Annotated in this window: 5 protein-coding genes; all 5 read left to right on the plus strand. The window is 50.1% G+C overall.

Annotated elements, in window-relative coordinates:
• Positions 1-1,585 precede the first annotated feature (1,585 nt).
• Positions 1,586-4,957 carry a T9SS-dependent choice-of-anchor J family protein gene (locus tag QVO99_RS01560; RefSeq protein WP_022315832.1) on the plus strand — a complete coding sequence of 1,124 codons (3,372 nt, stop codon included), beginning with the start codon at positions 1,586-1,588 and terminating at the stop codon, positions 4,955-4,957.
• A 141-nt stretch (positions 4,958-5,098) separates the two neighbouring features.
• A complete protein-coding gene (locus tag QVO99_RS01565; RefSeq protein WP_288176862.1) occupies positions 5,099-7,645 on the plus strand; it encodes a choice-of-anchor J domain-containing protein in 2,547 nt (848 codons plus the stop codon).
• Between the two features lie 29 nt (positions 7,646-7,674).
• Positions 7,675-9,594, plus strand: a complete 1,920-nt coding sequence (locus QVO99_RS01570; protein WP_022315834.1) for an Omp28-related outer membrane protein — start codon at positions 7,675-7,677, stop codon at positions 9,592-9,594.
• Between the two features lie 106 nt (positions 9,595-9,700).
• The gene (locus QVO99_RS01575) at positions 9,701-13,627 is read left to right on the plus strand and encodes a carboxypeptidase regulatory-like domain-containing protein (protein ID WP_022315835.1); all 3,927 of its coding nucleotides are present in this window, start codon (positions 9,701-9,703) and stop codon (positions 13,625-13,627) included.
• A 227-nt stretch (positions 13,628-13,854) separates the two neighbouring features.
• Positions 13,855-14,807 (plus strand): porin (locus QVO99_RS01580; protein WP_288176864.1); only part of this gene is annotated, 953 nt, incomplete at its 3' end.

Below are 14,807 nucleotides of genomic sequence, written 5' to 3' on the forward strand. Positions count from 1 at the left end.
AAGCCCTAACGACCGATTTGGGTTAAAAGACAATCATATTTCGACCTTCTAAAAGCAAGCCATAGTAGTTGATTGTGATCTAAGAATTGGCGGTTTCATCGGAAAAAACTTTTATTTTCCAACAGTTTTTCAATCAAGTGATTTTAGTTTGTATGTTACGAAGTCATACCAGGCAAGAGGTCCTAACTTATCAGAGCTGTAGCAATGGTCAAGACAAGTTATGGTTTTTTCGTCTGGCTGCCATCCACTTCTTGCATGATATTCTTCTGGTTTCTTATTATGAGCAGGGTAATGATTTATCTACTTACTTTTTTCTTTCTTTTTGTCCGTTTTCTATGTTATTGTCAATCTTTTTCCAATTCCGAATGTATACAGTCAATTTGTAAGTGACACTTTGTTATTTCTTTGTGATAAAATATCCAATATTTGTTCAATCCTCTTTCTTTCAATATGTAGCTTTGGCTTTGCTATCCCTGTATATCATTTAAGCAGAACAGGGTGCTTCCTTACATTCTGTAGCAAAACGGCAATTTTGCATTTACATTGCCCTATATATAATGTAATTGAGGCGTTGTATAATAAAAAAGCGTATATTTTTGCGATTTTTTCAAAAAGCACAAAAAAAAGTGATATATTGTTTTGTGAAAATAAAATAAAGCAATATATTTGCAAGCGTAATAACAAAACAAGGAACATAGTAATAATTTAATTAAAGGAAACATACGATACTACTGACGGAAGCATACAAAAAGGACAAGAAATCGTGAAATCAACTTTTGTGGGAGCGTCAACGATAATGACAGATTCTCCCGTTAGAGACAACTATTAACCGGCACCACAAGCCGTTACATTATTCATTAATCTCTATAGTCATAACGACTACAAATGATAGGTTCATAGTTTTTAAGGTCGAAAGTCAATTGCTAACCCAATCCAGACATTTCATCCAAAGTCTTTCAAAAATGCATCTTGACGTAGAAAAGCCGGTCAAGTGAGGTTATCTGGTCTTTTACATTCCATTCCTCCACGACGCGAAACTGCGAACAGGTCATGACAGTCAGTATGAAAAGAGAAAAAACAGACATAATATATAATATTTCCAAGTACATTTTTAGCAGAAATGAATAAATTATATTGAAGGTAATGATTAAATAACATGTAGTATTTGTTCGGACGCGAACAAGAAAACCTTAGGCAAGGCATTGTGTGTCCTGTCTAAGGTTTTTTAATTTTTATATGCTTGTTATGATTGTCATTGTTACTATTTCTCTCTGACTGATTTTAATCCGTAACTTTATTGGCGGTGGTCATGCAAAATCTTCCATTTTGTATCTTTTGCATTACAAATTAATGCGACAAATTGTATTTTAATAGATTGCCTGCCGTATTTTCGCATAAAATGTTAGCAAAAAGTGAGTTTTTTTATTACTTTTGCCGATGAAACGACACGATGATACAAGAAGTCAGTTGTCGGCAGAAAGGAACAACCAGTATGGTGATTGATTCACAAATATTATTCCCACTATATACAAATATGTGTTTAATGAAATAGATATAACAATAATAATCCCAAAAAGCAAAGCCAATGAAAAAGTTTAAATCTTTAATGCTGTTAGCGGCAATGTTTGCTACTTCTGTAAGCGTCAGCGCACAGAAAGTATTGCTCGACGAGGGTTTTGAGACCGACTATGTGAGAGCTTCGGAAGACGACACTCCATTCTCGCGTCCTGTAGCCAGCGGCCAAGGGTGGACAACGGTAGACACCTACGCCGGCGAGACCCCCCAGTATAAATGGACCAACTATTATTCTGAAAAAGGTACGATATCCGGTAAACACGTGGCATATTGCGACGGACAGATGTTTTCGGGTGCCGACGGCGCCGGACCGAGAGAGGAAATCCTGCTCACACCTGAGCTCGACCTCGACGACACCTATCAGCTGAGCTTCGACTGGAAGACCTCGCAGGTGGCATTCAGTGCCGAGTCCCTGTACGACCTGCAGGTGCGCATCGTGAAAAACGGTGACCTCGCCAATGCCGAGACGATATTCTCCATCCAGAATCCAGAAGACCTGAAAGAGAGCGGAGTGACCAACTTCGTGGGTTGGCAGACACAGTCAAGCAAGCTCGACCTCAGCGAATGGAAGGGCCAGAAGGTGAAGATCGCCTTTGTGTACAAGATGCTCACCACCAATTCAAACTCCATGGCATTGGACAACGTGCTCGTGAAGCAGTTCACTCCAGCCACTACACCAGTGGGCAAGCTCAACCTCACGAGCTATGACTACGGCAAGATGTATCTCGGAGAGAAATTCTATACCAAGCAGTTCACCCTCACCAACGTGGGCAAGAAGGGTCTGCAGATAACAGGCGTCGACATGCCTGACTGCGTTAAGATGACACTCGACCCTACCACAGTGAACCTCGACAAGAACGATGCGGTCAACTTCCAGCTGTCGTATACCGCTTCGCTTGCCAGTCCATCGTCAGCTGACGTGGTGCTCCATACCAATGGCGGCGACCTCACCATCACCCTGAAGGCAACCAAGGAAATGCTGCCCGACGGTATGACAGAGGAAACCTTCGAGGCATATTTCCCACCGGCAGGATGGAAGAACTCAGGATGGTCAGCAACATCTACAGCCCTTGAGGGCGACCGCTCGGCAGTGGCAAGCGTAGACATGCAGGACAATTACATCACTACGCCACGCCTCGACCTCACCAATGGCGGCAAGGTGATATTCGAATACTACAACGACTTCACCAGCGAAGACGGTACTACATACCAGAGCAACGACATCAAGGTGGAACTCTCTACCGACGGCGGAAAGACATGGACCGAGAAATGGATATTCCCATACCAAGATGTCAGCAAGAGCAACGTGAAGGTGACACAGACCGTTGACCTCGGCACAGGAACAGACAACTCATACGTGCGCTGGGTGAACACCGGCGTGACATCAAACGACGGCGACGTGCCGGAGTGCAGCAACTTCTATCTCGACCGTATCCTCCTTCCTGCACTCTACGGACAGGACGGCGTGCCAGACACCTGCAAGGTGGTGACACCTAAGGACAAGGCAACAGACATCTATCCTAAGGACATCAAGCTCGAATGGACACCGGCATTGTTCGCTGAGGGCTACAACCTCTACGTGGGAACAGCAGAAGGCGTTTACAACGTGATTGACGGACAGAAAGTGGGCAACGTGCTCACCTATACACTCCCTACAGCCGACTATGAGACTACATACTACTGGAAGGTAGTGGCATACAACGCTGCAGGCCAGGCAACGAAATCTCCGGAATGGCGCTTCACCACACAGAAAGACGCTTCGGTTGCCGACTATCCATATACCGAGGACTTCAGTGGCGACAATCTGCCGACAGGCTGGACCACAGAAGGCGAGTCGCAGTATAACCGCGAATGGAGCGTCAATACAGTATCAGGCAATCCAATGCCATGCCTCTATGCCACATGGCTCAATAACGGCGAGCATATCTCAGTGTCTACACAGGAGTTCAAGCTCCCTGCCAACAAGACCATGGCAATATCATTTGACTGGGGCGACCGTCATCCTACAGACCTCGTGGCAGATGCGAGCGGCATTGAAAAGAAAGTAAACATAGAGCCTAACAACGGCGTTGAGAAGCTGACCTTCGAAATCTATGCCGACGGTGAATGGAAAGAACTCTCTTACATGTCAACAGACTGGGCGAAGGAGAAGATCTACTGGATCAGAGAATCGTTCGACCTCGCAGAATACGCAGGCAAGACAGTGAAGTTCCGCTGGACACACTACAGCTACAGCGGCAAGGATTCAGGCGGAGCTCTCGACAATGTGGTATTGGAAGAGAAAGAAGGCGACAAGGCAATCTTCAACAAGAGCGGATGGAACGCAGGCAAGGTGAACTACAACATGGCAACCAATTCCGGCGACATCTTCACACTCATCAACAAGGGAGCCAATACGCTGAAGGTCAAGAGCGCAACGTTCGCAACCGGCAACTTCGAGACATCCATCAAGGCAGGCGACGAGATAGCAGCCGGCGAGGGACAGAAGTTCAACATTCAGTTCAATGCCAAGGATGCCGTTTCTACAGTAAGCGACAACCTCACAGTGACATTCGAGAGCGGCTACACCCTTTCGCTCCCAGTTGAGGGAACAGCGTTGGCAAGCAACGTTTACTACTATTCATTCGAGGACAACGACCTCGACCACAACTGGAAGAAAGACTTCACAATGATTGACGTGGACAGAGCTGCAACATCACGCTTCACATACTACGGCACAGAATGTCCGGAGAGCGGTGGCGTCTTCGCTTTCACCATCGTCTACGAGCGTCCTAACCACAACGGCATCGCTCCAATATCAGGCGACGCAGTGCTCATGGCTGGAACACCGTTGTCGGAGAACATCACGGGCGACAACTGGATTATCAGTCAGAAGCTCAAGGCTGGAGAAGGCGCACAGTTCGACTTCTGGGCACGCAACCTGGAGAGTCTGCAGAGCGTGTTGCCATCAGCAAAGCATAAGGTGGCAGTGCTCGTCAGCGAGACAGGCAACAGCAGCACCGACCAGTTCACAGAGGTATTGCCGCTTGAGGAGATTCCGTTCCTCGACCGTGCAGACTGGAAACACTACGTCATCGACCTCTCTGCATACGCAGGCAAGGACATCTACGTGGCAGTGCGCGACTACAACGCGACATTTGCTCTCCAGGCATTCTACGACGACTTCACGTTCACCAACTTCGTGCCGGCAGAAGGCAGCAACATCCAGGGCATCAGTGCTGAAGACGCACAGAACGCTGCAGTCACAGTATACTCTCTGAACGGATCGCAGCTCGCCAAGGGAACCGGAATGCAGACACTCGACCAGCTCGAGAACGGCATCTATGTCGTAAGGATGCAGACCGCCGACGGCGTGAAGACCATGAAGGTAACTGTTAAATAAAAATCTTTGAAAATTAGTATTGGTAATGGGTAACAGTCCCGCCCCAGCAGGCGGGACACCCCGTTACCTTTTTTTTATTTTCCCGCATTTTTTGCCGCAACCGCAGTTCGCTATGGTATAGGCAGATAATCAGGAAACAATATGAACGAAAAACAACGCGATATGAGAAAAGATATCCTACTCCTTACGTTTCTCTTCGTCCTCTTCGGCAGTATCCTCCCGGCATCCGCACAGAAGAAGGACAAGACGCTGAACATCACCGTTGTCGCCACTACAGGCGAGAATCTCAGCGGACAGCCGGTCAGCGTGAAGCAGACCGACTACGACGTGGCATATTCAAACGTCACCCTCAATGCCGAGGGCAAGGCCACGCTGAAGGCATACGCCGGAAACCACACCGTTGCCGTGACACGCGACGGATATGAACCGGCAACAACATCATTCAACATCGCCGACGGTGAAACCGAGAAAAACGTGTCGCTCACATTGGTGGAGAAGACACGCAAGCCGTTCGCCTTCAACGCCAAGCTCAATGTAGACCCGTTCACAGGCAAGAACAGCGTGGCGCTGACATGGAACACCGAAGCACCGGCATTCTTCGATGATTTCGAGAGCTATGATCCATTCACCATTACCTTCGGCGACTGGACCGGTATCGACGGCGACCATCTCATGGCGGCACCGCTCACTGGTGACTATCCCAACCGAGGCGTGATGCAGTATGCACAGATCATCAATCCCCTCAAAGTAGATCCTATATGGTGGTATTCCTACCCGGTGCTCCGTCCTTATGACGGCAAACAGTATGTAGGTTTCGTGCGCACCGCAAACGGTGAAGCCAACGACGACTGGCTCATATCGCCCGAAATCACCGTGGGCACCGACAATATCCTCAGTTTCTATGCCAAGGCAGCCGACAAGTATAACGAGGAATTCTTTGTATATATCACCACCCAGACCGACAGTCCGGTGCAGTCAGATTTCACCCTCCTCACCAAAGGCAATGCCGAGAGCGTGGACTACAAGTCATGGCACGAGATGCAGTACGACCTCTCGCAGTATGCCGGCAAGAAAGTGAAGATAGCCATACGCTATGTAGGTGAGGCAAACTCCACTACGGGAGCCTTCATGCTGATGGTAGACAATTTCTATGTGGGTCAGCCGGATTATACAGCCCAGCCGGCGGCGGCAAAGCAGCTCGCAGCCAAGGCGCACAGAGTGGCATCCGATATGGCGGCATTCTCGCCGGCCAACCCCAACGAGCGTTTCGAGGTGTATATGGACGATGCGCTGATTGCCACCACTGACGGATATACATATAATATAGATGATGTGGCAACCGGCACCCACACCTTCGGAGTGAAGGCGAAATATCTCATGACAGAGAGTGAGATGGTGACCACGACGATAGACGTGAACCACGACGGATATGCGGCAGCAGACTTCACCGTATCTTCAAACAGCAAGCTCACTGCCGACGGACAGAAGCTGAATATGCTCTCAACAGCCAGCGGCGAGACATATACCGCTGTCGTTGCCGGCGGCAAGGCATCGTTCAAGGCACTCGCTAAAGGGCAGTATCTCATGAATATCGGAGGCGGCGCCTTCAAGGGGCAGTCGGTAAACATCGACCTGACCGCCGATGCACAGTATGACCTGACGCTCGAAGACAATGTAATCACGCCATACAACATCACCGCCGACCTCACCACCGCCGACGACGGTACGCAGACGGCTCAGCTGAAATGGAACCAGGACCTCGGCTTCACCGACAGTTTTGAGGATTATGCCGACTTCGCTACAGGAGAGTTCGGAGGATGGAAGACTATAGACAACGACAAGATGCCGGTTTATCCAATCAGTCTTGCCGGCTATATCATCAGCTTCCCGGGTTCAGGCACTCAGTCAAGTCCTACGGCAATACCTCCTATGGTGTTCAATCCATCCAAGACCGAACCGGCAATGGTGCCTACAGACAAGGCGATGTATGCCCCCACCGGCGACAAGTATGTCATCTTCTTCTCCCCACAGTCAAGTCAGGCAGACAAATGGCTCATCTCGCCGGAGCTGACAATCTACGACGGTTATGAACTGCAGGTTACGGCTAAGAGCTATGCCGATACCTATCCGGAGACACTGGAGTTTGCCGTTTCAGAGGGCAGCGATGACCCTACAGATTTCGTGAAGATCAGCACTGCAGCCAAGATGCCGTCCGACCAGTGGTCGGTATTCACCACTCCGCTCACAGACTATGTAGGCAAGAAAGTGCGCATCGGCATACACTATATCTCATACGACACCTTCTTTGCCCAGCTCGACGACTTCAAGGTAGGTCCGGCAGCAGGCAGCGCCTCGTCGGTGGACTATGGCAACGTGGTCAACTACAACGTATATCTCGACTCAGAGAAGGTGGGCGAGCCGACCACGCCGGAGTTCACGCTCCGCGGAATCACGGCAGGCACACACACCGTGGCCATAGAAGCAGTGTATCAGGGTGCGGTGTCGGAAAAGGGTTATTACAACATAGAAGTCAGCTCCATCGGCACCATCACCTCCGTTGAGGCAATACCAGCCGATGCCGAAGTGTATAGCCTCTCAGGCCAGCGCATCGCCACATCTATATCATCACTGCCTAAGGGCGTGTATGTGGTGAAGAGCGGAGAGAAGGTCATGAAGGTGCGCTTCTGACAATTGTTTCACATTATATTTGTAAAGTCATGAAAAGAATAGCGATATTATCAGCGATGCTGCTGCAGATGTCACTTTGCGGAGCACAGGAAATAACTTTGGGTTCCATGCGTACCCTGCGGAACATCAGCATACCCACAGTAAGAGAGTTGCCGGCCGACGGTGACGGCCAGCGTCCGCAGCGTGTCCTGTCGGCAACGGAGCGTACGCTCGGCTACGTCAAAGGCGACAGCATCACCACAAGAGGCGTGTATGTGGGCAAGGCAGGCACGTTCAAGGTGGGTGCCATAATAACCCCTGCCACTCTGTCTGATTATGCCGGCTGCAAGATAGTCGGAATGCGTTTCGCCCTCAGCCAGTCGATAGGCAAGTCATCGGCATTCCTATATAATATAGTAGACAGCAAGGCGTCGGAACTCGTCAGCAGTACCGTTCGCCGCACTGCAGAAGGATGGAACGAGGTGCGTTTCAACACCGCCCAGGAGTATACCATCACCGGCAGCGAGCAGCTGCTCTTCGGCTTTGCCTACAACGAGACGGAGGATATGGTGGCTGACAAAGCTGGAGCCCTCTGTTTCGACGTCTCGTCGGCAGTCAACGATAACGCTTCTCTGATAGAGAAAGAAGGGGCTTTCTATAACATCGACGGACTCGGCAACCTGTGTGTGCAGCTCATATTGGATGTCAGCAATCTGCCGGCAAAGGCAGTGCAGCTGCAGAATCTGATGACCGGCAACAAGTATCACAAGCCGGGTGAACAGATTGACGGTTTCGTGATGTTCAGCAACACGGGTCTTGAGGCAATCAATTCCGTGCGCATCGGCTACAGCATCGACAATGAAGAGCCGCAGTATATCGACCATACCGAGGCAGTCGCCTCCGGTGCTACGGGCAGTGTGGAACAGGTGTTCGCCCTTCCGCAAAACCTCTCGTCGGGCGACCATAAGATAAAGTTCTTCGTAGATAAGATTGACGGTGAGACTCCGGCAGAAGATGCAGCATCGATGATATACAACGACATTGTTGTCTACACCCAGTCGCTGCCGCGTCAGAAGCATTATGTGGAGCAGTATAACAGTCAGCAGAGCTATCAGTCAGCCCTCGTCAATGAGGACATGAGCGGCGAGAACTCCAAAGACAACATCTGTCTCGTTAATATCTACCGTGAGAACGAGCCGTTGAATGATCCGTCCTCAGACTATCTCTTCGGCCTATATGCCTACACCTATCCGTGCTTCACTGTAGACCGCTTCTATTTCATGGCAGAGCCATACGTCGCCTTCGACGTGAACGACTACATCATGATAATGCCCGACATCGCGGCACAGTCGGTGGAGATGCTCGCTGCCGAGGCCGACAAGAATCCTTCGTTTGCAAGCATCGACCTGAAGCCGACATTCGATGATGCCAGCCGCAAGCTCACTGTCACAGTGTCGGGAAACGTGGTAGACGAATATCCTTCAGTCCTTGGCAACCTCGGCATAACGCTGATGCTCACCGAAGACAATGTGAAGTCCACTCAGCAGGTGCTGAACGGCAACACAGTGGTGACAGACAACAACTATACCCACAATCAGGTGTTCCGTACGTATCTCACCTCTTCTGTAGGCGACAAGGTGAACATCGTGGACGGCAAGTATGAGACCACCTATAACTTCACGTTGCCAGAGATGTGGAAAGCTGACGATATGCGCGTGGTGGCACTTGCCACAAGGTATTTCGATACCGTGGACGACAGTAATTTACTTGAAGCCGACGTAACCAATGCCATGAGCACCACGCTTAACGGTAAGGTGAATGCCATTGAGAGCGTTGAGGCGTCAGCCGCGGACAATGCTTCCGACGGTGTCTATACCATTGATGGCATGAAAGTAGGGGACGGTAAACTCCCGAGCGGAATATTTGTCGTCAGAAAAGATGGCAAAACTCATAAAGTTGTGATAAAATAACGTCGATATTACATATTTGTCTGACTTTGTGTTGCGTATATGGTTTAAAAACTATAAATTTGCAACTGGGAACGTATAAACTACAACTAATTAATATATTTCGCTTATGAAACACTTGAATTATTTATTGTCGTTTCTCATGGCATTGCTGTGGGGGACCGGTGTGGCGAATGCTGACGTAGTGCAAAACTACACGATGGATTTCAACACGTCTATTGATGTGACCGACCATGAGTTCAAGGCGGCTTCAGGTTGGGGCCATATTGCCGAGAGCTATTACGACAATGAGGAATGGGAAACCTATTGGGTTACATACACCTATTCTACTACTGCGGGCGTTGGCGGTACCGGTGCTCTGAAAGTTGGAGACCAGACTATCGGTTCATGGTCAAACTCGCAGGCCGTGAATGACTTGCTCGTTACTCCTGCCGTGACAGGAACTTCGAGCATCTATGTGAAAAAAGTCTATAGCAGTGGCAGCATCTCCTTCTACAAGGTGACCAAGGATGCCACTACAGGCAAATTCGTGCGAGGCGACAAGATGAGCGTCACCATCCCAACGCTCTCCACTTCGGAGTATGTCAAGGTAGACATCCCTGCCGTTGAGGGCCAGTATATCGGAATACGCGCTTCTCAAGTATATCTCGACGACTTTGCAGCCGAGCAGGTGGACAAGGAGTTGGCCCGTTCGCTGAAGATCACCAGTGTGACGAAGGCTTCGAACACAGGCTATAGCATCGATTGCGACCCTACCGGACATTTCACCATCGAGCTTAAGGCTACCGTCACCAACAACGGTGACGTGACGCTGAATCCTGGCGACGAGAACTACAGCCTCTCTGTTGTAGCAGTGAAAGACAACGGCATTCTCGGAACTACAGACATCGACCAGACACTTGCTCCTGGCGAGTCAGCAGAGTTCACCGTTTCCGGTACTGCCGATTATGCCACATACAGCGGCTATCTCGGATATACCGTGAAGGAAAACGTGTCAAATACTGTAAGCACAAACAGACAGTGGTATGAGGCTGTGCCATACGCTCCCGTCATGGAGCTGCGCACAAGCGACGGCGACAAGGTGGCGACGACAGACAACTTTGCCTACGGCATGGTGCAGGCTGCCACCTCTAAGATGTTCACAATCAAGAGCACAGGAGCAGCACCGCTCGTAGTCACGGGAGTGACGGTTCCAGACGGATTCACTACCGACCTGCAGTTGCCTCTCACTATCGCGCCTCACGAAATGTCGACTTTCAACCTCACTCTCACCGCAGCCACTACAGGAGTGTTCAGCGGCAACGTGACACTGTCGGCTACCGGACTTGACGACTTCTCTTTCGGAGTGTCAGGAACAGTGCTCGACCCGTCTAAGTTCTTTGTAGACTTCGAGAACCAGGAACTCCCTGCCGGTTCATACGCCGAGGGCTCATGGAAGATAGCACAGCGCAACTATTCTTCTGAAGACAACGTATACTTCCTGAGCAACGGCACTCAGAACTCTGAGGATAAGTTCGTCACTCCTCTGCTCCGTGTGGCAGAGGGAGAGAAGATGACCGTTGATGTGGCACGTACATACTTCAACACCTCCGGCGACGGTGTTTATCTGAAGGTTTATTACTCTACAGACCGCCGCAACTGGACTCTCGCCAAGAATATCAGCAGTACGGAGATGAGTAGCACACGTGCCGTGTCTTACACATATACATTCGGTGAGCTCTCAACCTTCGTAATCGACAATATCCCTGCCGGTGACTACTATATCGGTTTCGTTGCCGGCTATAGCTGTATCGACAACATCTACGGATTCCAGAAACTCGACGTTGCCCACGACCTCGTGTTGAAGGAGCAGAAGATTCCTGCCAAGGGAATGGTGAACAACACTTATACAGCCAGCATTACATTGGATAATCTCAACGCTCTGGCAGAGGCTGCCGACTCTTATGAGGTTGCCCTCTATGTCAACGGCGAGAAGGTCTGCGAGGCTGTTGAGAAACCTGAGATTGCCGTAGCAGGCACAGCTACTTTCGAATTCTCCATGACTCCTCATGAGGTGGGCACATTCCCAGTATACATTGAGTTCAAGAGCCTTGCCGACGGATTTACCTTGAAGTCCGACGCAGTCGACGTTACTGTCAGCGAGGAAACGGCAAGCAAGGACATCGTGGTAGGTGAGGCTTTGAAGCAGGACTACAACGTACCGTTCTATTTCTTCAATGCCGACAACGCGCTTGGTGCCGACACCGACATCCTCTACCCGGCAGACATGCTGAAGAACTTCGGTCTCTCTGCAGGACAGAAGATCAGTTATATCACATACACCGGAACACCGCTGACTAACAAGGATTACAAGACCCTCAACGCTTATGCTTGTGTGGGAGCAGTCGATGAGGCTACATACACACCGAGCGAGAAGGAAGACGGAATGCAGAAGACGGAATTCTTCAAGGATGCCGCTTTCTCATTCAAGACCGACGAACCGTTCATCACAAAGATAGAACTTGAAGAGCCTATCGTCTGGGACGGTGTGCAGGCAATCCGCGTGCGTACCCATGCTCAGAGCAACACCTACGTAAAGGTGAACTACGACTTGGACACAAACTATAAGACAGCTTACTACAAGAGAACTTCATCTTATTCGTTCTCCAACTGCGAGACTCCTGTTGCAGTATTCGGTGTCACTGCCGATCCTGTCACGGTATCCGGTAAGGTGACATGCGGAGAGGAACCTGTTGCCAACGCCACTGTGAAGCTCACCAGCGGTGAGGTCTATTACACCGCGGTTACCGCCGAGGACGGTACATATACAATGAGCATATTCCAGAGCGACAAGCAGTATGTGGTTACAGCCACTGCCGAGGGCTTCGATGCTTATGCTGAGACAGAACCGGTTGACGTGTCTGCCGGATTGACAAAGGATATCAATCTCGTTAAGACTTATGTAGCCGTGTCTGGTCTCGTGACCTATCGCAAGGCACCTCTTGCCGGAGCTAAGGTCACTCTGACCGATGATGCAGAGGAGACTCTTGAGGCAGTAACTGCCGAGGATGGAACATTCAAGTTTGACGCCGTGCGCCACTCAAAGAGCTACACTCTCAAGGCAACCTGCGAGAAGTTCAATGACTACACCGCTGCAGAACCGCTGGTGGTTGAGAACGACGACGTGAACGTGGCTGAAATTGCCATGGACAAGCCGAACGCCAATGTCACCGGTGTGGTGAAGTGTGGTGATGAGATTGTTGCCGGTGCAAAGGTGAAGGTGACTTCAAAGAACACCTACGGAATGGAGACAGAGCTGACTACCGATACTGACGGTATGTTCACGGTAGCTCTTCCACAGGACGTAAAATACATGTTCGCTTTCGAGGCTGAAGGTTACGAGCCATACGCTCTGACAGACTCTGTAGAGATTACAGGCGACTACGACTTCGGTACCGTAGAACTGAAGGCACTCACCGTAGACATCGTGATGCCAGAGGGCGGATACCTCGCTTATAGCTCCGACAAGGCACTCGACTTCTCCGTTTGCGACGGACTGAAGGCTTATGTCGTTACTGAAGTGAAGATGAAGAACGATGCTGCATACGTGGTGATGGCAGAGGTAGCCAAGGTGCCAGCCAAGACTGGTGTCATCCTCGTTGCTGCCGCCGGCGACTATACCGCCCGCGTGGCTCTTGACGCCGAGGCAGTGGAGACCAACCTGCTCATCAATACCGCTGATGAGGCTTACAAGGCAAAGGCTGACGAGAAGAACATTGTATGGACGTTGGGCAGAACGACAACCGACAAGGTGGCGTTCACCACAGCCGATGATATCGAGGTGCCACATGGCAGTGCATACCTGCGCTTCGCTGCTGAAATACCTTATATATATATCAATGAGGCTGACGTTCCTAAACTCGACGGCATCAACGGCGTTTCTGCCAACGGCGCTCTCGACCTCAACGCTCCGATGTATGACCTCTCTGGCCAGAAGGTTGGCAAGGAGTACAAGGGCATCGTGATACAGAAAGGCAAGAAATACAGCAAGAAATGATAAGGAGATACCTGATTTTCTAAGGTAATACCTTATTGACATAGCAAAGATGGGATGTGGCAATCAGTTTGCTGCATCCCATTTTGCGTTTACACTTTTCTTTGTCTCTGTCTGGCGACAATATATTGTAACGGGATTGTAATGCATCTGACATTTCCCAGTAATCTTGAATCATGACCTTTGCAACCGGAAACGAAAGGATAAATGAACAAATCCAAATAATGGAAATGAAAACAAGGATTACAGCTTTAGCTCTGTTCTGTCTTCTCGCTGGAACATCAATGGCTCAGACAGAAGAGGAGAAGGACAAACCATCTGCCGTAAACGTCCACGGTACGATACGCTCCAAGTATGAATACCAGACCGAAGAGGCAGAGGGACGCTTCGAAGTGCGCAATGCCCGAATCAGCGTTGACGGCAGCCTCTCGTCAATCATCCAGTATAAGGCGGAGATAGATCTTTGCGATGAGGGCAAGATAAAGATGCTCGACGCATACACACGGCTGAAACCAGTCAGCGGACTGCAGTTTACTCTCGGTCAGTTCCGTGTGCCGTTTACCATCGACGCCCACCGTTCGCCACACCAGCAGTATTTCGCCAACCGTTCCTTCATCGCCAAGCAGGTGGGCAACGTGCGTGACGTGGGTTGCGCCGTGGGCTATTCCTTCAATGTCGGCATACCGGTAGTGCTGGAGGCAGGACTCTTCAATGGTTCCGGACTGACAAACCAGAAAGACTATTGGACCAAGAGCGTGAACTACTCCGCCAAGGCACAGTTCTTTCTCCCTCATGGCTTCAACCTCACGTTGAGCACTCAGAAGATAAAGCCCGACAATGTGGCTGTGAATATGTACGACGCCGGTGCCTACTGGCATTCCAAAGGCTGGCACGTTGAGGCTGAGTATCTCTATAAACATTATGCCGACGATGCCTTCCGTGCCGTCCATGCCTTCGACTCGTTCGTGAGCTATGATATTCCGACAGGCAACGGATTCATCCGCTATGTCACACCGCTCCTGCGCTACGACTATATGAGCGACCACAGCGACGGCAAGCGCTATCTCGACGGCAAGGTAGACGAGATGGGCAAACTGACAGTGAACGACCACCAGCGTTCCCGTCTCACTGGCGGTGTCACTCTGAGTCTGAAGAAACCTTTCGTCAGCGACATCCGTCTGAA

Source organism: Prevotella sp. CAG:592, from assembly GCF_000436015.1.
In the GTDB taxonomy this organism is placed as follows: domain Bacteria; phylum Bacteroidota; class Bacteroidia; order Bacteroidales; family Bacteroidaceae; genus Prevotella; species Prevotella pectinovora.

What these genes read in the sequence shown, in the direction of transcription:
- QVO99_RS01560 (WP_022315832.1), top strand. Translation starts at nt 1,586, where the DNA reads ATGAAAAAGTTTAAATCTTTAATGCTGTTAGCGGCAATGTTTGCTACT.
- QVO99_RS01565 (WP_288176862.1), top strand. Translation starts at nt 5,099, where the DNA reads ATGAACGAAAAACAACGCGATATGAGAAAAGATATCCTACTCCTTACG.
- QVO99_RS01570 (WP_022315834.1), top strand. Translation starts at nt 7,675, where the DNA reads ATGAAAAGAATAGCGATATTATCAGCGATGCTGCTGCAGATGTCACTT.
- QVO99_RS01575 (WP_022315835.1), top strand. Translation starts at nt 9,701, where the DNA reads ATGAAACACTTGAATTATTTATTGTCGTTTCTCATGGCATTGCTGTGG.